General features: G+C 43.7%; 23 protein-coding genes and 2 pseudogenes. 24 read left to right on the top strand and 1 reads right to left on the bottom strand.

Annotated features, from left to right (window positions below):
• The first annotated feature begins 8 nt into the window (after nucleotides 1-8).
• The 16 genes from AC58PQ_RS22995 to AC58PQ_RS22920 all read left to right on the top strand — a co-directional run bounded on the left by AC58PQ_RS22995 (nucleotide 9) and on the right by AC58PQ_RS22920 (nucleotide 16,629).
• Nucleotides 9-857, top strand: a complete 849-nt coding sequence (locus AC58PQ_RS22995; protein ID WP_497245714.1) for a carbohydrate ABC transporter permease — start codon at nucleotides 9-11, stop codon at nucleotides 855-857.
• A gap of 57 nt (nucleotides 858-914) precedes the next feature.
• Complete coding sequence (locus tag AC58PQ_RS22990) at nucleotides 915-6,074, top strand: discoidin domain-containing protein (protein WP_497245712.1); 5,160 nt, start codon at nucleotides 915-917, stop codon at nucleotides 6,072-6,074.
• Nucleotides 6,075-6,312: 238 nt separating this feature from the next.
• A complete protein-coding gene (locus AC58PQ_RS22985) occupies nucleotides 6,313-7,416 on the top strand; it encodes an ATP-binding protein (protein ID WP_497245710.1) in 1,104 nt (367 codons plus the stop codon).
• Nucleotides 7,417-7,665: 249 nt separating this feature from the next.
• Nucleotides 7,666-8,187, top strand: coding sequence for a helix-turn-helix domain-containing protein (locus tag AC58PQ_RS22980; protein ID WP_497245708.1), 522 nt, complete (start codon nucleotides 7,666-7,668; stop codon nucleotides 8,185-8,187).
• A 49-nt stretch (nucleotides 8,188-8,236) separates the two neighbouring features.
• Nucleotides 8,237-9,727, top strand: coding sequence for a spore germination protein (locus AC58PQ_RS22975; protein ID WP_497245706.1), 1,491 nt, complete (start codon nucleotides 8,237-8,239; stop codon nucleotides 9,725-9,727).
• The gene (locus AC58PQ_RS22970) at nucleotides 9,724-10,890 is read left to right on the top strand and encodes a Ger(x)C family spore germination protein (protein ID WP_497245704.1); all 1,167 of its coding nucleotides are present in this window, start codon (nucleotides 9,724-9,726) and stop codon (nucleotides 10,888-10,890) included. Before AC58PQ_RS22975 ends, AC58PQ_RS22970 begins: the two co-directional genes overlap by 4 nt.
• Before the next feature lie 35 nt (nucleotides 10,891-10,925).
• A complete protein-coding gene (locus AC58PQ_RS22965) occupies nucleotides 10,926-11,162 on the top strand; it encodes a hypothetical protein (RefSeq protein ID WP_497245702.1) in 237 nt (78 codons plus the stop codon).
• 28 nt (nucleotides 11,163-11,190) lie between these two features.
• Nucleotides 11,191-12,300: a GerAB/ArcD/ProY family transporter gene (locus AC58PQ_RS22960; protein ID WP_497245700.1), complete on the top strand. Its 1,110-nt coding sequence runs from the start codon at nucleotides 11,191-11,193 to the stop codon at nucleotides 12,298-12,300.
• Between the two features lie 66 nt (nucleotides 12,301-12,366).
• Nucleotides 12,367-12,831 (top strand): response regulator transcription factor, encoded by a 465-nt coding sequence (locus tag AC58PQ_RS22955; RefSeq protein WP_497245698.1) that lies wholly within the window; start codon nucleotides 12,367-12,369, stop codon nucleotides 12,829-12,831.
• Nucleotides 12,832-12,850: 19 nt separating this feature from the next.
• A complete protein-coding gene (locus tag AC58PQ_RS22950; protein WP_497245696.1) occupies nucleotides 12,851-14,488 on the top strand; it encodes a GMC oxidoreductase in 1,638 nt (545 codons plus the stop codon).
• Nucleotides 14,472-14,912, top strand: a complete 441-nt coding sequence (locus AC58PQ_RS22945) for a hypothetical protein (protein ID WP_497245694.1) — start codon at nucleotides 14,472-14,474, stop codon at nucleotides 14,910-14,912. The genes AC58PQ_RS22950 and AC58PQ_RS22945 overlap by 17 nt, the downstream gene beginning before the upstream one ends.
• A 47-nt stretch (nucleotides 14,913-14,959) precedes the next feature.
• Nucleotides 14,960-15,127 (top strand): hypothetical protein, encoded by a 168-nt coding sequence (locus tag AC58PQ_RS22940; RefSeq protein ID WP_497245692.1) that lies wholly within the window; start codon nucleotides 14,960-14,962, stop codon nucleotides 15,125-15,127.
• Nucleotides 15,124-15,300 (top strand): hypothetical protein, encoded by a 177-nt coding sequence (locus AC58PQ_RS22935; RefSeq protein ID WP_497245690.1) that lies wholly within the window; start codon nucleotides 15,124-15,126, stop codon nucleotides 15,298-15,300. Before AC58PQ_RS22940 ends, AC58PQ_RS22935 begins: the two co-directional genes overlap by 4 nt.
• Before the next feature lie 69 nt (nucleotides 15,301-15,369).
• Entirely contained in the window at nucleotides 15,370-15,555 is a 186-nt protein-coding gene (locus AC58PQ_RS22930) for a hypothetical protein (protein WP_497245756.1), read from the top strand.
• Nucleotides 15,477-15,884 (top strand): GMC family oxidoreductase, encoded by a 408-nt coding sequence (locus tag AC58PQ_RS22925; RefSeq protein ID WP_497245688.1) that lies wholly within the window; start codon nucleotides 15,477-15,479, stop codon nucleotides 15,882-15,884. Before AC58PQ_RS22930 ends, AC58PQ_RS22925 begins: the two co-directional genes overlap by 79 nt.
• Nucleotides 15,885-15,939: 55 nt before the next feature.
• The gene (locus AC58PQ_RS22920) at nucleotides 15,940-16,629 is read left to right on the top strand and encodes a GMC family oxidoreductase (RefSeq protein ID WP_497245686.1); all 690 of its coding nucleotides are present in this window, start codon (nucleotides 15,940-15,942) and stop codon (nucleotides 16,627-16,629) included.
• A gap of 43 nt (nucleotides 16,630-16,672) precedes the next feature.
• Here AC58PQ_RS22920 and AC58PQ_RS22915 read toward each other — a convergent pair.
• Nucleotides 16,673-17,404: pseudogene (locus AC58PQ_RS22915) on the bottom strand (ThuA domain-containing protein).
• A 275-nt stretch (nucleotides 17,405-17,679) separates the two neighbouring features.
• Between AC58PQ_RS22915 and AC58PQ_RS22910 the strand changes: the two are divergent.
• The 8 genes and pseudogenes from AC58PQ_RS22910 to AC58PQ_RS22875 all read left to right on the top strand — a co-directional run bounded on the left by AC58PQ_RS22910 (nucleotide 17,680) and on the right by AC58PQ_RS22875 (nucleotide 26,434).
• The gene (locus AC58PQ_RS22910; protein ID WP_497245684.1) at nucleotides 17,680-19,170 is read left to right on the top strand and encodes a spore germination protein; all 1,491 of its coding nucleotides are present in this window, start codon (nucleotides 17,680-17,682) and stop codon (nucleotides 19,168-19,170) included.
• Complete coding sequence (locus tag AC58PQ_RS22905; protein ID WP_497245682.1) at nucleotides 19,167-20,333, top strand: Ger(x)C family spore germination protein; 1,167 nt, start codon at nucleotides 19,167-19,169, stop codon at nucleotides 20,331-20,333. The genes AC58PQ_RS22910 and AC58PQ_RS22905 overlap by 4 nt, the downstream gene beginning before the upstream one ends.
• Nucleotides 20,334-20,364: 31 nt before the next feature.
• The gene (locus AC58PQ_RS22900) at nucleotides 20,365-20,607 is read left to right on the top strand and encodes a hypothetical protein (RefSeq protein WP_497245680.1); all 243 of its coding nucleotides are present in this window, start codon (nucleotides 20,365-20,367) and stop codon (nucleotides 20,605-20,607) included.
• Between the two features lie 28 nt (nucleotides 20,608-20,635).
• The gene (locus AC58PQ_RS22895) at nucleotides 20,636-21,736 is read left to right on the top strand and encodes a GerAB/ArcD/ProY family transporter (protein ID WP_497245678.1); all 1,101 of its coding nucleotides are present in this window, start codon (nucleotides 20,636-20,638) and stop codon (nucleotides 21,734-21,736) included.
• 112 nt (nucleotides 21,737-21,848) lie between these two features.
• Entirely contained in the window at nucleotides 21,849-23,486 is a 1,638-nt protein-coding gene (locus AC58PQ_RS22890) for a GMC oxidoreductase (protein WP_497245676.1), read from the top strand.
• Between the two features lie 147 nt (nucleotides 23,487-23,633).
• Nucleotides 23,634-25,766: pseudogene (locus AC58PQ_RS22885) on the top strand (GerAB/ArcD/ProY family transporter).
• Nucleotides 25,753-26,322, top strand: coding sequence for a Ger(x)C family spore germination protein (locus tag AC58PQ_RS22880; protein WP_497245674.1), 570 nt, complete (start codon nucleotides 25,753-25,755; stop codon nucleotides 26,320-26,322). The pseudogene AC58PQ_RS22885 and the gene AC58PQ_RS22880 overlap by 14 nt, the downstream one beginning before the upstream one ends.
• On the top strand, nucleotides 26,258-26,434 hold the full coding sequence (locus AC58PQ_RS22875; RefSeq protein WP_497245672.1) for a Ger(x)C family spore germination C-terminal domain-containing protein: 177 nt from the start codon (nucleotides 26,258-26,260) through the stop codon (nucleotides 26,432-26,434). Before AC58PQ_RS22880 ends, AC58PQ_RS22875 begins: the two co-directional genes overlap by 65 nt.
• The last annotated feature ends 49 nt before the right edge of the window (nucleotides 26,435-26,483 follow it).

Below are 26,483 nucleotides of genomic sequence, written 5' to 3'. Positions count from 1 at the left end.
TTATTCTTATGAATCAACGAGTAGTCAATCCAGTATTTCAGTTTTTTTTCAAACTCAGCCTTATCGCATGGTCCTTATGTGTTCTGTATCCCCTGATCTGGACGATCCTTAGCGCACTGAAAGATAATAAACAGTTTTTCTTAGGCAAACCATGGGATCTGCCCAAGCTTCCGCTGCTTTGGTCCAATTTTTCGTTTGTTTGGGAAAAATATAATTTTGGGCACAATTTTGTGAACTCACTCGTTGTTACGCTTGTAAGCACGATAATTGGCGTTCTACTATCAGCTACGACAGCTTATGTGATTGCCCGGTTTACATTCAGAGGAAACGGTTTGCTCTATTATTCCTATTTATCCTATATGATGATTCCTGCCTTTCTTGGCATTATTCCCTTATTCTTTCTGTTGAATGATCTTCATTTAACAAACAGTTTGTTAGGCCTCACTTTAGTTTATACGGTAACGGCAGTACCTTTTGCTGTATTTGTATTAGTTAGTTTTTTCAAATCATTGCCCGGCGAATTAGAAGAATCAGCTGCCTTAGACGGCGCTTCCCATTACGGCATCTTTTTCCGGATCATGCTTCCACTGGCTAAGCCAGGAATGATGTCGGTTGCTATTATTACCGTGCTGAATATTTGGAATGAGTATGTTTTTGCCCTAGTGCTTATTAATGATCCAAGTAAATATACGTTACCGGTTGCGATTGCAGTCATGCAGGGTGAAATGCAGTACAGAACAGAATGGGGACCTCTCTTCGCTGCCCTAATCATTTCTATGGGTCCGACGATTATATTTTATAGTATTTTCCAAAAACAAATTACAGGAGGGATGACAGCTGGCGCATTAAAAGGTTAGAAAGTCCTCAAATGATTGGCCAAATGAGGTTGAGAATGAGGGAGGGGTATGTACGAAGTGAGGATTCTTAAAAATGCATTTGGTTTTGTTGGTGGTCTGATGTTCCTCATCGTGATCTTATTCATCGCTGGGAACACGACTTATGCGGCGACGGTTGGCGACATCACGAATTTTGAAAAAACGGATGCGAAGACGTTTACGATCACATCGGGTTCGGATCAGGTAAAGGTGATTTTTAATCGCAATGACATGGTTCGTATTTGGCTCGGGGTAGGCGGGAATTTCCAAACGCTGGCTGGTAAAAGCTCAGCAACTCCGAAAGAGCCCATCGTGATCAAGGAGGATTTCGGACCGGTTAGTCTGAATTGGTCGGATGAGGGGACCTACTACAAAATCACAACGGGCAAATTTGTTATGCGTGCTTATAAAAGCCCTCTCAAATTCGCGATGTATAAAAGCGACAACACCACAGTTGTATGGCAAGAGGAATCACCGCTAAACTACAGCTCATCTTCGACAACTCAGAAGCTTGTCAGAGGTACCGACGAGTATTATTATGGCGGAGGGATGCAGAATGGCTTCTTCTCTCACCGCGATAAGACGATTAAGATCGCTAATAATTACGGAGACTGGGGCAGTGGCACCGTGTCCAATCCGTCTCCGTTTTATCTGAGCACAGCTGGCTATGGGGTACTCCGAAACACGTTCCAAGTCGGAACTTACGATTTCGGCAGCCCCGCTCAGCTGACACACAATGAGAACCGCTTTGATGCGTACTATTTTTACGGCGATACGTTCAAAGATATTTTGAACGGTTATACGGATTTAACCGGCAAGCCTAGCCTTATTCCCAGATGGGGAATGAGCATGGGTGATGCGGATTGTTATAACACAAGCAACACTGGCGCTAACAAAACGAATAAACTGACGACGCCGGATGTATTGAAGGTGGCTCAAGGCTTTCGCGACAATGACATGCCTGGCGGTTGGCTGCTGCCGAACGACGGATATGGTTGTGGGTATGTCCAGCTGCCAAGCACTGTTGCGCAGCTTCATGATTTAGGTTTTTACACCGGATTGTGGACGCAGAATGGCCTTGCTAATATTGCAACAGAAGTAGGTGTGGCCGGTACGCGTTTGAACAAACTGGACGTTGCTTGGGTCGGACCTGGGTACGACTTTGCGCTGGATGCTACGAAGCAGGCTCATCAAGGCGTTGAGAACAACTCTAATTCTCGTGGATTCGTATGGTCCGTTGGCGGATGGGCGGGGACACAGCGTTATTCAACCGTTTGGTCAGGCGACCAATCCGGGAACTGGGAGTATATCCGCTTTCATATTCCATCGATGATTGGAGCGGGACTGTCAGGCATGCCGTACGCGACAGGTGACGTGGACGGGATTTTCGGCGGTAGCGCAAAGACGTATGTACGCGATTTGCAGTGGAAAGCTTTCACGCCGATCCTTATGAGTATGTCAGGTTGGGCATCCGTAGATAAGCAACCGTGGCGCTATGGAGAGCCTTATACAAGCTATAATCGCGATATTTTAAAGCTTAGACAGCGCTTAACGCCTTACTTCTACACCAATTTGAACGAAACTTATGAATCGGGAGCACCGTTTACGAGAGGGATGGTTTACGAATTCCCGAATGACCCGAATACGAAGAATACGCTAACGCAATATCAATTCATGTCTGGCTCGTCTTTGCTGGTTGCACCTGTTTACAAAGATACGTCGATCAGGAATGGTATTTACCTTCCGAAAGGTAAATGGATTGACTACTGGACAGGCACGGAACATTACGGCTCTAAAATGCTTGATGAATACAATGCACCGTTGAATGTGCTGCCGCTTCTTGTTAAGGCAGGAGCCATCATCCCGATGTACCCGGAAGCGTTATATGACGGGCAAGTGCCACCGAATCCCATTACATACGACATCTATCCGTACAAAACTTCCAGCTTTACCATGTACGAAGATGACGGCGTGACTAGGGAACACCGCACTGGTAAATTTGCGAAAACAGTCATTACATCGATTGCGCCTGAAATAGGAGCGGGTGACCTGAAAGTTCAAGTAGGCGCGAGCGTTGGCGAATACAACGGCAAATTGGCAGCACGTACAAATCAATTCCAAATTCATATGCATGCGAAACCGGCGAGCGTTACTGTTGACGGCTCGGCTTATACGGAATTGGCAACTAAAACTGCATGGACGTCATCCGCAAACGGTTGGTACTTCGATCCAACGGATAAAGGCGGCATCCTGTATGTGAAAACACCGGATATGAGAGCAGATCAAGGATTTGAATTGAAAGTAGCCGGTTTTGAGGCAGATATGACACCGCTTACAGACGCGACAGTTATACCACTGCCTGACCCAGATAACGATCCGACCAAAATTGTGCAAGGTGACATCTTGGGAACGGCTTCAAGTGTCGACACGACTGCTCCTGTTGCCAATGCGCTAGATGGCAGTACGGAAACGATCTGGAGCACCAAGCTGGATGGCAGTACACCATTGCCACAGTCGATCACGCTTAATCTCGGTATGAAGTACTCCGTAAATAAATTAAAATATTTGCCTAGGCAATATTTGGGGACGGACGGTATTATTACAGCCTATAACGTCTACGTGAGTACAGATGGAACTAATTTTACAAAAGTGGCTACTGGCACATGGAATGCGGATAAGCTGGAAAAAACAGCGACGTTCACAACCGTGGAAGCGCAGTATGTGAAATTGGAAGCGACTGCCGGTGTGAATGGTTTGGCGTCTGCTGCTGAACTGAACGTGTACCGGGACGGTTCCGTGCTGATACCTCAAGCGATTCCGAAAAATCAGATGACAGCTTCAGCATTGAGCTTCCAGTCGGGCGAAGATGCGTCCAAAGCCATTGATGGTAATTCCAGTTCCATGTGGCATACCAAATGGGACGGCTCTGCTAAATTGCCGCAATCCATTATTATCGATCTTGGCAAAGTGAAGAATATTAGCCAATTCCGTTACGCGCCTCGTTCCGATGCTGGCAATGGCACAATTACGACTTACAAATTGTATGTAAGTACGAATGGAACGAACTATACGCAGGTAAGTACGGGTGACTGGGCACGAAATAATGTGAAGAAATATGTTCCATTAACGGCTGTTGATGCACGTTATGTGAAGTTGGAAGCGATAGTTGCAGTTGGAGGCTTCGCGTCCGCTGCCGAAATCGACGTGTATGAAACTCCTGTAGCTCCTCCTACGTTAGGCGATATTGTGCAAGGCAAACCGGCAACGGCGGACAGCACGGATCCCGCGTTTCCGGCAAGTAATGCCAACGACGGGAATGCGGCTACGATGTGGTCGGCGAATGATGCCAATCCGGGTCATGTTTGGTCCGCCGATTTGGGGAAAATGTACTCGATTCAAGGATTAGAGATTTCGTTTGGACAGAGCGATAAAGTATACAAATACAAGCTGGAAGTCCGCGAAGCGGGCAGCAGCAACTGGATTCAAGTGTTAAATCGCATGAACAATACCGAAGCTGCCCAAGTACTGAAAGATACATTCGGCAGCCAAGGGCGCTATGTGCGAATTACAATAACCGGACTGCCTGATGCGAATACGAAAGCCAGCATCTCCAACGTGAAGGTGATCGGCTTGCCTATCGTCGGTACAGCGCAGGCAGCGGGTGTAACCTTGGATCGTTCGGCGATCACGTTGAATGTATTAGATGCGCCAGTTGCACTCGAAGCAACGGTCATGCCTTTGAATGCAGCGAACACTTCAGTTAGTTGGAGCACAAGCAATCCAGCTATTGCGATGGTGGATAGTAATGGCTTTGTATCCCCGAAAGGGGCAGGTACGGCAACGATTACAGTAACAACAGCGGATGGCGGTTTTAGAGCGACTGTGGATGTTACCGTAACTGGGCAAACCGGTTTGGTGAAAATCCCGCAAACGCAAATGACGGCGACCGCTGCAAGCTCACAGGCGGGTAATGAACCGCGATTTGCGATTGATGGAGATCCAAGTACATGGTGGCACATCAAATGGTTCAATGTTGATCCGCTGCCACAATCCATTATTTTGAATGTGGGTGGGACTTACCAAATTAGCAAGTTGGATTACACGCCTCGTCCGGATGCTGGAAACGGAACGATTACCGCTTACAACGTATACGTCAGTGAGGACGGTGTCCAGTATACGAAAGTAGCGAGCGGAGCATGGCTGCAAAGCAATGCCGTGAAAGAAGTGAACTTTGTTCCGGTGAAAGCCGCTTTCATCAAGCTTGAAGCAACTGCGGGTGCAGGCAACTTTGCTTCCGCATCTGAACTAAATGTTTATAAGATCGTCGAAGCTCCTACACTACAAACCATTGCGTTTGATGCGGCGAGCTATGAAATGGGTCAAGGGCAATCTACACCGGTTAAAGTGACGGCTCAGTATTCGGACGGAACCAAGCAAGATGTGAGCACTGTATCCGTGTTGGAGATAGGTAATACGCTTCTTGCCTCGCTAGTAAACAGTACGATCACGGGTGTATCCCCAGGTGAAACTGTTGTAACGGCAACGTACGGTGGGAAGCAAGCAACTGCTGCGGTAGTGGTGAAGGTTGTTACTCCCCAAGGCCCGTACACGACGTTAACGGGAAGCAGCAGCATACAAAGCGGACAGCCGATTAGCATCACTTATGGTTTGAGCAGTGTGACGCAGCAGGTGTATGCCGAGGACATTACATTAACTTACGATCCGAATGTGATGGAATTCGTATCGGCCGAAGCATTGCTGCCAAACTTCAGCATTGTGAAGACCGTAAAAGATGTTCCAGGAAATCTGCGCTTACTTGCCGCAAGTCAAGGTGCTGGTCACTCTGTCACTGGTGATGCTCAGCTGATATTACTTTCATTTCGATCGAAGCTGACTCATGCAGTTACTACAACGACAATCGCTGTAACAGATACTACGCTTGGTAATGAGCGAGGGAATGAGTTTAAAGTATTAAATTCCACTTTAAACGTTCAAGTAACACCACTTCCTATCGCTATCCCTGGCGATTTGAACCATGATGGGAAAATTTCGATTGGCGATCTGGGCAAGATGGCTGCAAATTACGGCAAAACGTCCACAAGCCCTGATTGGGAAAGCGTGAAAGACGCTGATACGAACAATGACGGACAAATTGACATCACAGATCTGGCATTCATTGCAAGGAAAATTATGGAATAGTAACAAAATCAGAGAGACCCTTAAGTTCAGGGGTCTCCTCTAATTTTCGAGTAACACGAGTGGATATGGCAAAATGAAATAAAAAATGCCGGCTATTATATGGAAACTCTACATAGTCCGGTATGTAGGTGGGAACGATTCACTATAAACACATAAATTTGGTTATATAGTCAAGTAGCTTCTATGCAACGCTTTGAATTCTAAATACTAAAATTGAAGGATAAGAAGGAAATAAATTATGAGAATCAACCATGGACATCGATACCAACATGTTAGAAGGAGTCAAAATCTTACTTCGAAGCAATCTATGTTACAAGTGAGTGATAACCGTTATCGACGCATGGTTGAAATCTCTCCAGAACCAATAATCGTGCATAGCGAGGGAATTCTTATCTTTTTAAATAGAGCAGCCTTAAAACTGATTGGTGCGGAATCTCAAAAAGAAATAATTGGTAGATCAATTTTTGACTTTATTCTATTTGATTACCATGGAATAGTGAAGCGTCGTCTTCTCGAAGTTGGAGTTGAAGATAATTACCTTGATTTCATACCGATTGAATTAATTCGTATCGATGGAGAAGAAATTGAAACTGAAATCTCTAGTGTAGAGGCGTTTAATTTCTTGGGGAGGGCAGTTATACAAAGTGTGATAAGAGATACCTCTGCTAGGAAAAGAAACGAAGACTTTTTAGAAAGAACAGATAAACTTTCTACTATCGGGCAATTAGCTGCAGGAGTTGCCCATGAAATACGAAATCCTCTAACTACTCTTAAGGGATTTACACAATTACTAAAAAGTAAGTATTGTGATTCCTATTGTACAATCATGTTGGAGGAAATTGAACGCATAAACTTAATTGTAAATGAGTTCATGTTGCTGTCAAAACCTCAAATTGCAAATATGAAAAAAAATAATTTAAAAATGCTAGTGGATAATGTTATTTTTCTTTTAGAACCACAAGCAATATTTATCAATGTACAAATCATTTATGAACTTGAAGATAGCATTCCTCCCATTTTTTGTGATGGGAATCAACTAAAACAGGTATTTATTAATATTATAAGAAATGCATTTGAAGCAATGCCTAACGGAGGAAATATAATTATTCAGAGTGAAGTAGCTAGTGATAGAGTTCTACTCCGTTTCATCGATCAGGGGGATGGTATTCCCCATGGTCAAATCCTTAAACTTGGTCAACCTTTTTTTACTACTAAGGAGAAGGGGACGGGCTTGGGATTAATGGTGTGTTACAATATTATTGAAGCACACAAAGGTTCTATTTATATTGAAAGTGAGCAAGGTAAAGGTACTACCGTTAGCATCACTTTTCCCATAATCTAAAGCTGCAGCGATACTTTAGCAATCAATATAGAAGTCAACTACTTTAGTAAAATGTGAAAAAGTGTGAAGGAAGAAGAAAGTTGTGTCTTAAAACGAAATAAAAGATAAATTCACCACATTAAAAGCGCTTATCCTTTCGTTTAAAATAAGTAGTGAACCCATTTCAGAATTGAATGAGCGAAAGGTAATGTAATTTCTTCCCTCTACCTATCAAGTTTAAAAGGCTATTACTATTTGGGGTGTCAAATTATGCGATCTTTAAAGGATGACGAGTTGCTAAATTTTCTGAATATTGCCACGACACTAAAATTAGATACGCAATTCATTAATAAAATCATACATGAAATTTATCGGAGGAAATTGAGAATCGAAGTTTCGTTCCTTGAAGAAAAATACAAATATCAAGTTAACTTCGATGAACGTAGCGAGGGCAAGATCGATCAGGGCTCATACCTTATCAAGAAGGCACTCGACATCATGAGCTTCAGATACATGACGAATATCACACTCTCCGAAATCGCCAAGTACGTAAGTGTCTCTCCGAGCTATTTAAGCCGATTATTTCGGCAGGTCACGGGGAGGTCCTTCAGCGATAATCTTTCCGATATGCGGATGGAGAAGGCTACTGAGCTGCTGAAGTCAAGCACATTGAAAGTCTATCAAATCGGCGAATCGGTAGGCTATCCGAATTCCCGTTACTTTAGTGAATGGTTCCAGAAGCAGATGGGAATGTCACCTGGAGAATATCGCAAGAAGAATCATATCATTTGAGTAAATATAAAAGTAAAACTAGTCACACTTTATGGAGGAAGATCTTCCAATGGCAAATGAAACCATTTCAACGCTATTACCAGAGAACCGACAGCAGATTGAAAACATTTTTGCCGATTGCTGCGATATCACTATTCTTCCATGGAGTTTTGGCCCAGAATTTAAGCATAAAGCTTTCTCCGTGTATTTCCAAACCATTGTCGGAAATAAAAAATTCAATTACATGAAGGAGTCACTTCAGGATCTTGTTACGCATGTGGTAGGACCTGCAACGAGAATTACTCAGGAAGAGTTGATGGTTTTTTTCAGCAACCAGGGGGTATCTTCTCAATCAGCGATACTGCTTGATGATTTTGCTCTAGCCGTGCAGCAAATACTGGACGGTCATATTGTCATTTTTGTGGACGGATGGGATTATGCACTCAGCTATATTGCGAAAGGTTTGGAAACAAGACAAGTCAGTGAACCTATTGAGTCATCGGTGCAAGGGCCTCGCGAAGGAACCGTCGAAGATTTGGATAAAAATATTGGATTGATCCGGTTAAGGATCAGAAGCCCCCACTTCAAGACTGAAATGCTCACCGCCGGAAAAGAATGCAAAACCAAAATGATATTCGGATATTTGGAAGGTGCAGTTGATTCGGATACATTAGAAGAGTTTTATGACAGAATTGCAAATTTAGATGATAGTTTGGAAATTCTGGATCCCTCCTACATTGAAGCGATGATTGAAGATTCAACTTATTCTCCATTCCCTCAATATCGATATACCGAAAGGACGGATACGGCGGTGTCCGCTTTGTTAGATGGGAAAATTATCGTTTTGACGCAAGGATCTCCATCCATTTTGATTTGCCCAGGCTTGTTTGTTGAATTTTTTTCTACGACAGAAGATTACTATCAAAGAACGATTCACTCCAATATGATTCGCTTATTAAGAATTAATGCATTTGCAATATCACTTGGGCTTCCTAGTGTGTATATTGCTTTTTCTACATTCCATATCGAATTATTGCCTTCCATTCTCTTGCTGCCGATATTAGATGCTCGAGAGGGTATCCCCTTTCCCGCTTTTGTTGAAGCGTTGTTAATGGAGTTTTTCCTAGAACTTCTAAGGGAAGCAGGTATCCGACTGCCGAAGCCGATTGGTCCTGCAGTTAGCATCGTTGGCGGGTTAGTCATCGGCCAAGCGGCCATACAAGCACATATTGCTTCTCCTGCTATGGTCATTGTAGTGGCCACGACCGCGATTGCTTCCTTCGCTGTTCCACAATATAACTTCGGAGTCAGTTTACGGATTCTGCGGTTTCCTTTAATGATACTTGCTACGACATTGGGTGGATTTGGGTTAATGATCGGATTTTTGTTGATCTATCTGCACCTGAATTGTTTACGGTCGCTTGGCCAGCCCTATTTGGCTACATTAGCGCCATTTAATCTGAGGGACACACTGTCAATCTTCTTTCGGAAGCCCTTGAAAACCCTGCTTCGTTCTCAGCGATATTACCAGAAACAGCGGGAAGAGAGAGACAATCCATGAGCAGACCTATCATATTCGTACTTGCTATACTTTCTCTTATCTTTCTGTCCGGTTGTTGGAATAGATCCGAGCTGCCTGAGTGGGGAGTCGTTCAAGCGGTAGCCATTGATCTTACCGATGAAGGCAAGATCGCGTTGACAACGCATATCTATAAACCAGGTGGAGGAATTTCATTGGATCAAAATGGGAAAAATTCCTACATTAACATCCATACAGAAGCGGATTCCATTTTTGAAGCCATTCGTGATATCCCCCTTGAATTGGGACGCAAAGCGCAATGGAGCCACAATAGAGTTATTCTGATCGGTGAACAAACGGCTAGGAAGATGAATGTAAATGATCTGACCGATTTTTTCTTGCGCGATCACGAACCGAGATTGACAGTCTCTGTGCTAATTACACAAGGCGAAGCTAGTGAATATTTGAAAATTCAACCTTATATTGAGCATACGATGGGCCAGCAAATAAATAGGATGGAGAAAGGGGCTGCCCGTTATACGTCAAAGAGCATTGATGCCACACTATTGGATTTGGCTGTTCAATCCAAAAGAGAAGTGAATGCTTTTTTTATTCCATATGCGCGTTTAGAGCGCGGCCCTTCGCCTTTTATTAGTTTTGATGGAGTTGCTGTATTAAAAAACGGGAAAATGGTGGATGACATTCCGACAGAGAACGTCAAAGCCTTGCTAATGCTCGTCGATAAATTTGAGCGAGGCATAGTTGAAATTCCCTGTGCTAACAAAGGAAATGGTAAGCAAATGATGAGTGAAACGCTAGAGGTTAGTTCGCTAAAGACAAAAGTTAAACCTATCCTTGAAGGAGATTCGCTTCATGTTCAAGTGTCCATCAAAGTCGATGGATTTGTTGGTGAACTCCACTGTTCTTCCGTAACGAATAGTGATGAAGCGAGGGCATATTCCAAAAAGGTGGGAACAGAGATTAAGGAAAACGTGCAGAAAGCCATTGAATTGCTCCAGAAGGAAAGAGCGGATGTTATCGGGATCGGAAATCAAATATACGCACATCACCCAGATGTATGGAGAAATTGGAAAGGTAATTGGGAGGATCGATTTGAGGAAATTCATTTTGACATCGCTGTGGATGTGGCCATTAAAAGCTTTGGTTTGACCATTGGCAAGGCACCTTCCATAAAATCACCGTAATTCTTGCCCAATTGGCAGCAAGGGGGCTGTATATGATGGGAAAAATAGTAGTGTTGATTTTATACACGGTGATACTGGTATATGATGTTCCGAAAATGAAAAAAAATAACCTTTCTGAGCGTATTTCATACGGTATATGCATGTTTATCTCGATATATCTCGGACTTGATTATGTGTTAGAGATGGACTGGCCGAACTTGTCTGACTTAGTTAATGCTTTATTAGAAAAGCCGGCGAAGAGCATCTTTGATTGGCTGCATGTGAGATCCTAGTCTTGATTATGGATGGAAGGGACACGCTATGAAGAAGATGGAAATGATCAGTTCACAACAGATGGCCATACTATTTCTGGCTTTTATGACCGGCTCAGCCATAATCAATATTCCAGCCCCAATATTGGGGCTGGCGCAGAACGGAGCGTGGATATCTATTCTTATATCCAACTTGGCTGGTTTCTTGCTTCTTGTCTGCGTGCTTTATTTAAACAAGCAGTACCCAGGTCTAACCTTTATCGATTACAGTCGTAAAGCAATTGGAAATGGGATAACGATAGCCTTGGCCATCCCGTTCATCATTTTTGCAGCATTGTTAGTAGCATTAATCGTTATCGATATTGGCGGATTTTTAACCACAACCATGTTTAGGGAAACCCCGTCATTTATCTTTTATGCACTCATCCTGCTTACTGCGACCCTTACTGCGCGTGCTGGGATTGAGGTAATGGCTCGGATGTTTCCTTTGTTGCTTTACGTTATGTTTGGTTCGACACTCACAGTCTTGCTTTTAGCAAGTCCGAAATTTCAAATGGCAAATTTGCTCCCGACAATACCGAGCGGGATAAAACCGATTTTACATGGTGCATTATTCTTATATGGGTTTCCTTATGGAGAATTGGTTGTTATGGCAATGCTTTTACCATTTGTTCGACAAGCTAAAGAAGTTGTATTGGCGAAAAACATGATAATTGCACTTCTAATAAATGGCCTCAGTATATTGCTCGTTACTTTATGTTCCGTATTGACTCTGGGGCCGCTTTCCGGCGAATTGAAATTTTCTGTTTATGACATTGCCCGTATTGTCAATGTGCAGGATTTTATCGAAAGGATTGAGTCTGTTATTGGATTAACGCTTATCGTGGGTTCTTATATGAAAGCCACTATCGCTCTTTTTGTTCTTAATCTCAGCTTGTCACAAATATTGAAATTGAAGGATAATAGAATCCTTTTTTTTCCACTGACAATGATTTGTTTCCTTCTAACCTTAACCTTATTCAACAATGAAATAGAGTTCATGGATATGGTGATGACGGTCTGGCCGTTAATCGTCTTTTTAGCGGGAGGGTTGCCAATCATGATTTTAACAGGTGTGACTATGCTAAAGAGAACTTTAAAATCGAAAAGTTTGGATTAGATATACCAAGCGAGCATCCTGGGAGAACAAACATTAGGATCATTTTGTCGGTTGATAGAGGAGGTAGTGAGCATACTGAGGGTAATCATCGTTGAAGGCGAGAAGATTATTAGAAAAAGGCTTGTTCACACCATTGATTGGCTGTCAATGAACTGTATGGTTGTAGCAGATACGGATGACGGACTGAAAGGACTTCAATTGATTCAGCAGCTTCGGCCAGACTTAGTGATTACAGAGATTAGGATACCTATTATGAATGGGATAGAAATGTTGGAGCAGGCTTCGAAAATATATTCGTTTCAAAGCATGTTAATGCCTGTGGACGAAATAAAACTTAGGGAAATTATTGAGAACCTCAATCGCAACAGGATTCAAAAAGCTGTAGAACTGCTGGCCACAGGTAAATCCCGAATATATGAAATAGCAAGTATGACGGGCTTCAGTGAATATAAGTACTTTTACTATGTGTTCAAAAAATATACAGGCACAAGCCCGACAAGATTTATGAAGTCCAGTAAACAGGGCTTATAACAAGAATGGGGGAACGCTATTGAGGATTTATGTCGCGGGGAGTGGAGAAACACTTGGGATCATTGCGAGCAAGTTCCGGATCTCAATGGAAACGATTATTGCCTACAATCCGAAGATTACGGATTCCGATCAAGATATTAACGGGATTCACGTACAACTTCCAGAGCAGGTTATCCCAGACACTGAACTACCGAGTTGTGCCCCCAATATCCCATCTCGCTATATCGATAATTGGATTCCATTAACTCCTTTAGAGCAAATGGAACAAACGGATTACGACGTTCTTATTATCGGAAGCGGTGCGGGAGGAGGAGCCGTTCTTTGGAGATTATGCGAACAGTGGAGAAGAAACGGTAAACGGATCGGCATGGTTGAGCGAGGGGATCTGCTCGTCCCAACACATGCTCGTAACATTGCTACATTGGATTATGACCGGTTTGATCAATATTTCTATAATCCCAAAATATCAAGACGAGGCGCTTATCCTCAATTCCCTGGATTGGAACAAGTGTTCGCTTTAGGCGGAAGGACTTTGTTTTGGGCCACGGAGTGTCCTCGGATGGCACCGTCTGTAATTGCACAATGGCCAATAAAACAGCAGGAAATGTCATTCTATTACAGCATTGCCGAAAAACTAATGAATGTTAACCAATCCTACACATATAGAAATTCAGTTACTCATGAGATGCTGCAGCGATTGCACTTTTATGGATATCCGGAGTCTATTGTAATCCCTTTGGCAGCAGATCTAAAAAAGGCTAATGCTGGAGAAATTCATTCCAACGTGTTTTTTAGCTCAATCGCAATGATGGGAAAAGCCTTAAATCAACATCCATTTGATTTGGCTACTAATGCACGGGCTGTACGTGTACTTACTGATAAAGGGAGGGCAGTTGGCGTAGAAGTGATGTCTCCCGATAAAAAGTCTCATTATTTAAAAGCGAAAATGATCGTTCTTTCTGCAAGTACGCTAGAAACGCCACGTATCTTGCTAAATTCAGAGATACAGGGTGAAGCGATAGGCCATTATTTATTGGATCATTCTTTTGTGTCTGCTACAGGAATCATGAACGGTGGTAAAATTCCAGACGCTTTAGGCACAATCAGTATTTTGCTTGCCCAGACGAAGGGGAAGCCTTATCAGATTGAAATCCACGGACCGAATGATTTGGTTGGACTAAACTACAAACATAATCGAATAAACGGAGACTGGTTGATCGCATTCCTTTGTTTAGGTGTAGTCGAACCCAGGAGAGAAAACAGATTGACACTGGATCTGAAGCGGCGGGACGACTATGGTGTGCCGGAAATAACAATCCAATTCACTCGAAGCGTCAGGGATCAAGCAGTCATTGGGCAAATGCATGCGGCTGTTGAACAGGTCGCACAGGATCTAGGAATTCGATTGGCGGGGGTAGAGGGCCAACCTGCCGTTTGTCTTAAACCTCCCGGATCTGCTCATGACGCGGGGACATGCCGTATGGGAGATGACCCCGCTTCTTCGGTGACCAATCGTTATGGCCAAATTCATGGCATACCGAATCTTTATATTGCGGACAATAGCGTCATTCCATTCATGGGCGCTTCAAATCCAACACTTTCAACGATTGCACTGTCTATTCGGACAGCGGATTATATCATTGAACAATTACGTTAAGAAGCAGAGCGGGAAGCTGAATAATTCTAACAATTGTGCCCAGAAATTAGGAGAATGCAGTAAGAAACTAGAAACGTGTCAGTCGGAACTTGAAGCGGCCCGGAAAGAAATTGAAAGGCTGCAAGCTCAAATTGTTTTAAAGGACACACAAATGGCGGAACGTAATGTCATCATTGCAGTGCGAGATGAGCAAATTGCGGAACGAAGTGTTACCCTCTCCGTTCGAGATGAGCAAATCGCTTCGCTGACTACCGTTATATCATTACGTGATATTCAAATCGTTGAAAGAACCAATACAATTATTTTACGCGATATACAGCTTGTTGAGTCCAGTCTGAAGATGGCTGCCTTGGGAGAAGAGTTAAAAAGTCAAGCTGAAGAGATTACGCGGCTGAAAAAGGAGATTTCCCAGCTAAAAAAATGAGACAGTAGAACTTCTTTTATCATTTGTAAAAAGGATGTGAACCGTCAATGAGCAAAGAAACTGATAACATGGATCATTGGATTCCTTTAACACCGATCGAGAAGATGTCGCAGACCGAATATGATGTGATCATCGTCGGTAGCGGGCCGGAGGCGGAGCCGCACTCTCGAGACTATGCCAGCTGTGGGGAAAAAACGGCAAACGGATCGGCATGATCGAATCAGGCCCCCATTATTCGATCGCCGAACAATTCATGAATGTAACCACCAGATATACCGCCGGGTCATCGATTCAGGAAACGCTGCTTCAACGTCTTCGCTCGAACGGGTTTCCCGCTGCAACCGATACACCTTTGGCCGTCGATCTCGAGACTACCAAGTACGGATAGGTCCATTCGAATGTATTTTTTAGTTCGATTAACTTTTTATCTTATGCGCTGAATCGGAGACCTTTCGATTTGACCGTCAATACGCGTGTGGTGCAAGTACTGACAGATAAAGGGAAAGCCGCAGGCGTCCAAGTCATGACCTGGGACAAGAATTTCGATTTGTTTCTTCAGGGACGGTGGAACCGCGATATGAAAACCGAGTATTCCTTGAACCAGGCACTCAGGACGAATACGGAGTTCCGCGCTTGCAAGTAAATTTCTCACACAGCAATCAGGATAGGGCGAGGATTCCTGAATTATTCCATGTGATGCGAAGCGCGGTTGGCAGTATGCAATTGGATTTAGAAAAAGAGCCTTGGATGATCAAGCCTGGGGAAGACAATCATGAATGCGGCACCTGCCGAATGGGGCTTGATCCGGAAACGTCTGCAACGAATCCCTATGGTCAAATCCATGGCATTGCAAACCTGTTCGTCGCCGATACCAGCGTTGTCCGTCTTTCTGGACCGGCAAATCCGATGTTGACGACCGTTGCTTTGGCGATGCGGACAGCCGATCATATCGTTAGCCAAACGAAGAATTGAAAGACCAGGTCATGACGGAATATGCGGCATAATCATGTCTTAGGGAGGTTTGGCGATGTGGACTTTACCGATTCCAGTGTGTTCGACTCCTGCTCCTGCACAAAATCCGTATGAATGGATCCCGCTAACGCCGATCGAACAAATGGGGATGAGGGATTACGATGCCATCATTGTAGGCACGGGGGCTGGCGGAGGTGCGGTGTTGTGGAGATTGGCGCAGCAATGGGCCAAAAGCGGCAAGCGGATTGGGGTCATTGAAGCGGGTTACCCTCTTGCTCCCACCCATCTCATGAATATGCCTACTTATACATTTGATCGCTTGCAGGAATTGTGGAACAGCACAACAGTCGGGCTGCACTGGCCTGATCGTTCGGCTATTCGAGAGCAGGCAATAGAGTCGCGAGTGCCAAAGCTACACATCAATTTCTCCTACAGCCAGCAAGATATGATGACGATTCAGGAAATAAAAGTCGGGATCGAGAGGGCCGCTACGGCGATGGGGGTGTCCCTGACCTCCATGAATACGGCCGATCCGGGTGCGGAGCTCCATGAGATGGGAACCTGCCGCATGGGAGACGACCCGATGACTTCGGCTACAAACCGTTACGGCCAAATCCATGGAGTGTTAGGGCTTTATGTAGCGGACGGCAGCGTCCTTCCAAGCAGCGGGTCGGCTAATCCGTCACTGTCCATCATGGCTTTGGCACTGCGAACAGCAGATTATGTGGCAGAGCAAGTAAAATAAAGTAAAGAAGAACCCTTCGAGAATCGAAGGGTTCTTCTGCAGCTCAGAACTTTCCGATATTTTCCAATGGCAATGTATTTCCATAAACAACCTCCCCATGTGGAGAGACCGCCCATCGTACGGCATTAGCCATAACTCTTTGTACTGTCGGATTGTGATAGGTTGGGAACGTTTCATGGCCAGGCTGGAAATAAAACACCTTGCCTATTCCTCGGTAAAACGTACATCCACTGCGAAACACTTCCCCGCCTTGAAACTAGCCGATCAGAATGAGGCTGTCGGGGGTAGGAATATCGAAAAGCTCACCGTACATTTCCTATTTCTCTAATTCAAAATAGGGCCCGATTCCTTCCGTAATCGGATGAGCGGGATTGACGATCCAAAGCCTTTCTTTCTCTCCATATTCACGCCATTTTTCTAGGCCAGAGGTACCCATCAATCTTTTAAATATTTTGGAACTTTGTGCAGCATGCAGAAGAATGAGCCCCATTCCTTCCAGCACTCTGCGCTGAAGGCGGTCGACGATCTCATCCGATATTTGCTCATGGGCAAGATGCCCCCAGTAGATCAACACATCCGTATCGTTTAGCACAGCTTCTGACAAGCCGTTCTAAGGCTGCTGGAAAACGGCTGTCCGGACTTGGAAGCCGTAGGGTAGCAAGCCATCTGCAATCGCGCCATGAATGCCTTTGGGATAAATTTTCCTAACCTGATCTGATTTAGGTCCATGGGTAGTTTCATGAACATTTTCATTCCAAACCGTTACTTTGATCAATGGCACTTCGCAAAATATGCGACTTCCTATTCTTGCACGTATCATTGAGAATTGCCCCCGCTTCCAGTATGCATGATGATTTCTGTCCTTAAGCAATCTCCTTATGTGCTTTATCTAAATCATATAGATTTGGCAGGATTTTTATGAATTCATTTTTTGCAGGACACCAGATTTTGAGATTGAGCCGTAATAGTTTGCATATTTATCCAACGATTGAGTAATCCTAACAAATACTAAATCTTGAAGAAGCAAACTTGATGGAGGAAGATCTAACAATGGCAATTGATACCATTTCAACGCTATTAACAGTGAACCGACAGCATATTGAAAAGATCTTTGCTGATTGCTGCGATATCACTATTCTTCCATGGAGCTTTGGCCCTGAGTTTAAGCACAAAGCTTTCTCAGTGTATTTCCAAACAATTATCGGAAACAAACAGTTCAATTACATGAAAGAGTCACTTCAGGATCTTGTTACGCATGTGGTGGGGCCTGCAACGATGATTACTCAGGAAGAGTTGATGGTGTTTTTCAGCAGCCAGGGGGTATCTTCGAAATCAGCCATACTGCTTGATGATTTTGGCATAGCTGTGCAGCAAATACTGGACGGCAATATTGTCATTTTTGTGGACGGATGGGATTGTGCCCTCAGCTATGCTGCGAAAGGTTTGGAAACAAGACAAGTCAGTGAACCTGTTGAATCGTCGGTGCAAGGTCCTCGCGAAGGAACCGTTGAAGATTTGGATAAAAATATCGGGTTGATCCGGTTAAGGATCAGAAGCCCCCACTTCAAGACTGAAATGCTCACCGCCGGAAAAGAATGCAGAACCCAAGTTATTTTCGGATATTTGGAAGGTGCAGTTGATCCGGTTACATTAGAAGAATTTATTGATCGAATCTTAAATATGGATGATAGTCTGGAAATTCTGGACTCATCCTATATTGAAGCACTGATTGAAGATTCAACTTATTCTCCATTCCCTCAATATCGATATACGGAAAGGACGGATACAGCGGTGTCCGCTTTGTTAGATGGGAAAATTATCGTGTTGACGCAAGGATCTCCTTCCATTTTAATTTGCCCAGGCTTGTTTGTTGAGTTTTTTACTACAACAGAAGATTACTATCAAAGAACGCTTCACTCCAATTTGATTCGATTTTTAAGGATCAGTGCATTTGCAATATCGGTTGGAATGCCTAGTGTATATATTGCTTTTTCCACATTCCATGTAGAATTATTGCCTTCCATTCTCTTACTGCCGATACTGGATGCTCGTGAAGGTATTCCCTTTCCCACTTTTGTTGAAGCACTGTTAATGGAGTTTTTCCTGGAACTTCTAAGGGAAGCGGGTGTCCGTCTGCCGAAGCCTATCGGTCCTGCAGTTAGCATCGTTGGCGGGTTAGTTATCGGCCAAGCGGCCATACAAGCACATATCGCTTCTCCAGCCATGGTCATTGTAGTGGCCACAACCGCGATTGCTTCCTTCGCTGTTCCGCAATATAACTTTGGAGTCAGTTTACGGATTCTGCGATTTCCTTTTATGATGCTCGCTACGACATTGGGAGGGTTTGGGTTAATGATCGGATTCTTGTTGACTTATCTGCATCTGACTTGTTTGCGGTCGCTCGGCCAGCCTTATTTGTCAACATTGGCACCAATTAATCTGCGGGACACACTGTTACTCTTCTTCCGGATTCCGTTGAAAACCCTGTTTCGTTCTCCGCGAAACCGCCAGAAGCAGCTGGCCAAGAGATACAATCCATGAGCAGACCCATCATGATCGTACTCGCTATGCTTTCTCTTATCGTTCTGTCCGGTTGCTGGAATAAATCCGAGTTGACCGAGTGGGGAGTTGTCCAAGCGGTAGCCATTGATCTTACCGATGAAGGGAATATCACGCTGAAAACGCATATCTATAAACCGGGTGGAGGAGTATCAATGGAGCATAATGGGAAAACTGCCTACATTAATGTCACTACAGAAGCGGATTCCGTTTTTGAAGCCATTCGCGATATCCCCCTTCATCTGGGACGCAAAGCTCAATGGAGCCACACAAGAATTATTCTGATCAGTGAACAAACGGCCAGGAAGATGAATGTAAACGATCTTACCGATTTCTTTATGCGCGATCACGAACCGAGACAAACAATCTCAATTTTGATTACGCAAGGCAAAGCTAGTGAATATTTAGAAGTTCAACCGTATATTGAACATACGTTGGGCCAGCAATTAAGAAGAGTAGAAATAGCGGCTGCCCGAAATACGTCAAAGAGTATTGACGTCACGTTATTGGATGTGGCTGTTAAAACCAAAAGCGAAGTGAATACCTTATTTATACCAATTATCCATCTAAACCGAGGCACTTCACCACATATTACAATTGATGGAGCAGCTGTTTTGAAAAACGGAAAAATGGTGGACGACATTTCGACGGCAAATGTCAAATTCTTGATTATGCTCATCGATAAATTTGAGGGAGGCATAATTGAAATTCCTTGCACTAACAAGGGAAATGGAAGGAAGAAGCTGAAAGAAACGTTAGAGGTCAGTTCTGTAAAGACCAAAGTTAAACCTATCATTGAAGGAGATTCGCTAAACGTTCAAGTGTCCATTAAAGTAGATGGATTTGCTGGTGAACTCCATTGTTCTTCCATCATGAATAGTGAAGAAGCGAAGGTATTTTCCGAAAAAGTGGGGACTGCGATTAAGGAGAACGTACAGAAAACAATTGAAGTGCTCCAGAAGAAAAAAGCGGATGTGATCGGGATCGGAAATCAAATATATAGGCATCACCCAGATGTATGGGAAAAGTGGAAAAAGAATTGGGATGATCGATTTGAGGAAAGTCATTTTGACATCGATGTGAATGTGACCATTAAAAGCTTTGGTGTGACCATTGGCAAGCAACCTTCCTTAAAATCGCCGTAAGTTCCGCCCAATTGGCAGGAGTGGACTGTATATGATGGAAAAAATAGTTGTAGTGTTGATATTATACACGGCGATACTGGTATATGATGTTCCGAAAATGAAAAGAAATAACCTTTCTGAGCGTATTTCATACGGTTTATGTATGCTTGTCTCGATATATCTGGGACTTGATTATGTGTTAGGGATGGATTGGCCGAACTTGTCTAACTTGGTCAATGCACTGTTAGAAAATCCGGCGAAGAGCATCTTTGATTTGCTGCATGTGGGATCCTAGGCATGATTGTGGAGGGGAGGGACACGCGATGAAGAAGATGGAAACGATTAGTTCACAACAGATGGCTATATTATTTCTGGCTTTCATGACTGGCTCAGCCATTATTAATATTCCCTCCCCCATTTTGGGGCTTGCGAAAAATGGAGCCTGGATATCTATTTTTATATCCATCTCGGCTGGTTTCTTGCTTCTTGTTTGCGTGCTTTATTTAAACAAGCAGTATCCGGGTCTAACCTTTATCGATTACAGTCGGAAAGCAATTGGAAATGGGCTTACGATAACCATTGCCATCCCGTTCTTAATTTTTGCAACATTGTTAGTAGCTTTTATCGTCATCGATATTGGCGGATTTTTTACCACAACCATGTTTAGAGAAACCCCGTCATTTGTCTTTTATGTACTCATCCTGCTTACTGCTACCCTCACTGCGCGTGCTGGGATTGAGGTAATGGCTCGGATGTTTCCTTTTCTGCTTTATGTTATGTTTGGATCAACATTCACGGTCTTACTTTTCGCAAGTCCGAGATTCCACCTGGAATATTTGCTTCCGGTAATGCCGAGCGGAATAAAACCGATTTTACACAGTGCATTTTTCCTATATGGGTTTCCTTATGGAGAATTGGTTATCATGGCTATGCTTTTACCGTTTGTTCGGCAAGAAAAAGAAGCTGCATTGGCGAAAAACATGATAATTGCACTTCTCGTAAATGGCCTCTGCATATTTCTCGTTACTTTATGTTCGATAATGGCTCTGGGACCGCTTTCCGGCGAATTGAAATTTTCTGTTTATGTAATTGCCCGAATGGTCAACGTGCAGGATTTTATCGAAAGGATTGAATCTGTTATTAGTTTAGCTCTTATCGTTGGTTCCTATATGAAAACCACTATCGCTCTGTTCGTTCTTAATCTCAGCTTGTCACAGCTGCTGAAATTGAAGGATGACAGAATTCTGTTTTTTCCTCTAACTATGATTTGTTTCCTTCTAACCTTAACCTTATTCAACGATGAAATGGAATTCTTGGATATGGTGATGATGGTCTGGCCGTTAATCGTTTTCTTAGGGGGCGGGTTGCCAATCATGATTCTAACAGGTGTGACATTGCTAAAAGTAATATCGAAATCAGGATAAAGGATTTTTTTCTTCATAAGCTTTATTAAAAGTTCATAGGATGAAAAGAGGGGAATAACCGTTCGGCGTCCATTTTGTTAATTGGTAGAGCTTTAGAAGGGCGGGGACGATATTGAAGATTTATGTCGCGGGGAGCGGAGAAACACTCGGGATGATTGCGATCAAGTTCCACATCTTGTTGGAAACGATGATTGCCCACAATCCACATATTATCGATTCCGTTCGAGATATTGACGGTGTGCACGTACATATTCCAGAGCCGGTTGATTCAGACACTGAGCTTCCGAGTTGTGCCCCCACTATCCCGACTCGCTTTATCGATAATTGGATTCCGTTAGTCCCTATAGAGCAAATGGCACAAACGGATTACGACGTCCTCATTATCGGAAGCGGTGCGGGCGGAGGAGCCGTTCTGTGGAGGTTATGCGAACAGTGGAGGAGAAGCGGTAAACGGATCGGCATGGTTGAGCGGGGGGATCTGCTCGTCCCGACCCATGCTCGTAACATTTCCACATTGGATTATGACCGGTTCGATCAATATTTCTATAATCCCAAAATATCAAGACGAGGTGTTTATCCTCAATTCCTCGGTTCGGAACAAGTGTTTGCTCTAGGGGGGAGGACTTTGTTCTGGGCCACTGAGTGTCCACGGATGACGCCTTCTGAAATTGCAAAATGGCCGATAACACAGCAGGAAATGGCCTACTATTACGGCATTGCTGAAAAAATGATGAGCGTTACCCAAGACTACACGTATAGGACCTCAGTTACCCATGCGATGCTGCAGCGGCTGCACGCTTACGGATATCCTGAAGCTACCGTACTGCCTCTGGCGGCCGATCTGAAAATGTCTACGGATGGAGAAATTCATTCCAACGTGTTTTTTAGCTCGATCGTAATGCTGGGAAATTCCTTAAATCAGCGTCCATTTGATTTGGCCGCGAATGCACGCGCTGTACGCGTGCTCACTGAGAAAGGGAGAGCAGTCGGCGTGGAAGTGATGTCTCCCGATAAAAAGTCCCATTATTTAAAAGCGAAAACGATCGTTCTGTCTGCAAGTACGCTAGAAACGCCGCGTATCTTGCTTAATTCAGAGATTCAAGGCGAAGCTATCGGCCATTATTTAATGGATCATTCTTTGGTGACTGCTACTGGAATCATGAATGGCGGCAATATTTCGGATGCTCTAGGCACAATCAGTATTTTGCTTGCCCAGACGAAGGGGAAACCTTATCAGATTGAGATCCACGGACCGAATGATTTGGTAGGGCTAAACTACAAGCATAAGCTAATTAATGGAGACTGGGTGATCGCATTTCTTTGTCTGGGTATAGTCGAACCCAGGTTTGAAAACAGAGTGACACTGGATCTGAATCGGCGGGACGACTACGGTGTGCCGGAAATAAACATTCACTTTACTCGAAGCGGGAGGGATCAAGCCGTCATAGGGCAAATGAGTGCGGCTGTTAAACAGATCGCACACGTTACTGGCATTCGTTTGGCGGGGTTAGACGGCCAACCTGCGGTTTGTCTTAAACCTCCTGGATCCGCTCATGACGCGGGAACATGCCGTATGGGAGATGATCCCGCCCTATCTGCGACCAATCGGTATTGTCAAATTCATGGCGTACCTAATCTGTATATTGCGGACAATAGCGTTTTTCCATCCATGGGCGCCGCGAATCCGACGCTTTCTACGATTGCACTGGCTATTCGTTCAGCGGATCATATAATTGAACAATTACGTTAATGAGAATAACATAATTCGTGATTAAGTTGTATACCAATATCTTAGTAAATACCGCGTAAATCACGGTATTTTTTTGTTTTATGGGATTTCAAATCCAACACATGAAAATTATGTTAATTAACCATGCTATAACCGGAGGTGTTATAAATGTGGCGCACGATAGCAGATGTTCTCCCCGATTGGAAAATGCTCATATGGGCATCTCTCACTTTTCTTATCCCATACATTACCACTAGATTATTTCGGTGGTTTCATCATAAGGAACGGGTCAATCGAGGATGGAACGAAGAGAACAAGCCAATAGATTCAGGGGATGCCCTTCCAACTGCAAATAATTCGCCACGAAAGCAGTGGAAGGATTGGCCGCCTGCCGACAAGCTGACTACTAATTTACAAGCGAATTTATACATGTTATCCGAGTGTTTAGGTGACAACTCGGACTTTGGCATACGCGAATTTAATATCGGAGGGACCCATATTCGCGCGGCTATCGTCAATATAAACCAAATAACAGATTCTACGATTATTCAAGAGTATGTTTTGAAACCATTAATGATGGATCTTTCGAAAACGAATGTGATAGAACTGTATGACAACGAAGATTTCAAAGCTTTTATTAAAGAGGACGTACTGCCGATTACCAAAATAGACGAAGCAGAGCATGTATTTCAAGTTATTGAAAAAGTGTTAACAGGGTCAACAGCTTTGATTATCGACGGTATATCAGGCAGTTTGATCCTCGGAACGGGATCCTCTGTGCAACAAAATTTTGAAGAACCATCTTCGGAATCGCTAGTGCGGGGTCCCAGGATTGGGTTTGCCAATTCAGTGGATGAGAATATTTCTCTGCTGCGTTCAAGGGCATCCGATCCCAATTTGCGAATGCTGAATTACCAGGTGGGGGAGAGAAACAAGAAAAACTTAGTCATCTCCTATGTAGATGGAATCGCCGATCCGAAATTGGTGGATGAGGTGAAGCGAAGAATTGAGAAAATCAAGATCGATGACCCGCTTGAATCAGGATATATTGAACAGCTAATTGATGATAACTTCATGTCTCCATTCCCTCAAGTACAAAGTACAGAACGCCCGGATCGTGTCATAGGTTAGCTGTTGGAAGGCAGAGTAGCCATTCTGACAGATGGATCTTCCTTTGTGTCCATCGTTCCCGTGACGTTCAGCATGCTGTTGCAATCACCGGAAGATTATTATGTTCACTGGATCCCATCCTCTCTAGTGCGATTATTGCGTTTTTTCGCAGCGTTCGTCGCATTACTCGGACCGGCCACGATGAAGACCCCTGACGGATGGATTACGGTGATCGTCGGGGGTATCATCGCATTTGGTTTCGGGTTGATTGTGGTCAAACTCAGTCAGCGGTTTCCGGGAAAAACATTTTTTGAATACAGTCAAATCATTACAGGCAAATGGTTCGGGAAGGCGCTAAACCTTGTTCTGATCGTTTATTATGCTCTCTATGCCGGATTTGAAATCCGCGACATGTCAGAGTTGATTAACTTTCACTTTCTTGAAAGAACACCGAAAGAGTTTATCATCCTCGTCTTCATGTGCGTAGGCGTATATCTGACAGCGGGAGGGATCAACTCCATCGCTCGTCTGCTCGAAATAACTTTACCCATCACCATCATCTTAATTTTCATTAGCTATTTGTTAAGCTTTAAGCTTTTCGAACTTGGAAATTTGCGACCGGTGCTAGGGCTGGGGATTGGTCCTGTATTCAGAGGACTTCCTGAAACCTGGAGATCTTTTATAGGAATTGAAACGATGTTATTCATTACAGCTTTTATGAGCAGACCTGAAAAAGCAGACAAAGCGCTTCTGACAGGTATCGGGATTTCCGTGTGCATTTATTTGGTAACCGTCATCGTCGTATTGGGGAGCATTCCGTTCGAACAAGTGTCTACTTTGACATGGCCCTCGATTTCCATCGTCCGTTCTTATGAACTTACCGGCTTCTTCCTCGAACGGTACGAATCTTTGCTCATCGTGGTTCGAGTCGTACAAGTATTTACTGGATTTGTCATTTACCATTACATCGTTTCTCTGGGATTTTCGCATACATGTAAGAAAGAGTATTCTCGCTATGTGTATGCCGTACTTCCAGTGATTTTCATCATAGCCATGTATCCGAAAAGCATGAACCAAGTTAAAGCACTCGGAGACTTTATCGGTATTGTCTTTTTGGGAATCGTTGGTCTAATAGCGCCAATCCTTCTTGTTATTACTTTGTTAAGGAAGATTTCCCATGTGCAAAATTAAAATAATCTCAGCCAATCTACTCATGCTGTCGCTACTTTTTTTGACTGGTTGCTGGGACAGCAAAAGCATAACGGAATATTCGATTGTGATAGGCGAAGCCATCGATCAAGGCGATCCGTCACCGGTGGAGAAGAAAATACAAGAAAAAGGCAGAGGATATCATAAACAAGACTTGATTACGATCACCTGGCAGATCATCATTCCCAAGATTGCCGCGTCTAGGAGCAGATCGGACCAGAAACCTTACAAAAATAAATCCCTTACAGGGGATATGATTCACCAAGTTTCGCTTGAATTTTCGCTTGAGTCCAAACCTATATTTAACCAACATCAAAAAATGTTTGTATTTGGAGAAAAACTAGTGCGCAGCATGGATTTGCAGACGCTGCTCGATCAGCGATCTCGAGATAACAGGACTAGAGAAAGCAGTCTTGTGCTCGTCGCCAGGGGATTTGCGAAAGATACGCTGGAGTCAGAAGGTTCGGAAATCCATGCAAAACAAGTATTGCGTGGATGTTGCCGGGTTTGGCACGCAGCTAAGAATCCATTATCCTAAAGTGTGGCAAAATGTGAAACAAGATTGGGATAATGAGTTCAGCAAGATCCCTGTTACGTACCGCGTGAAACTGAAAATAAACGACTATGGCATAAGACGTGAGAAAAAGTAAGGTATACTTCCTCATGTTTCGAGGAGTATACCTTTTTGTTAGTTAGGAT

Source organism: Paenibacillus sp. J22P143, from assembly GCF_059692035.1.
The sequence above is the reverse complement of the archived record's forward strand: the minus strand, read 5'-3'. Positions and strand labels throughout refer to the sequence as shown.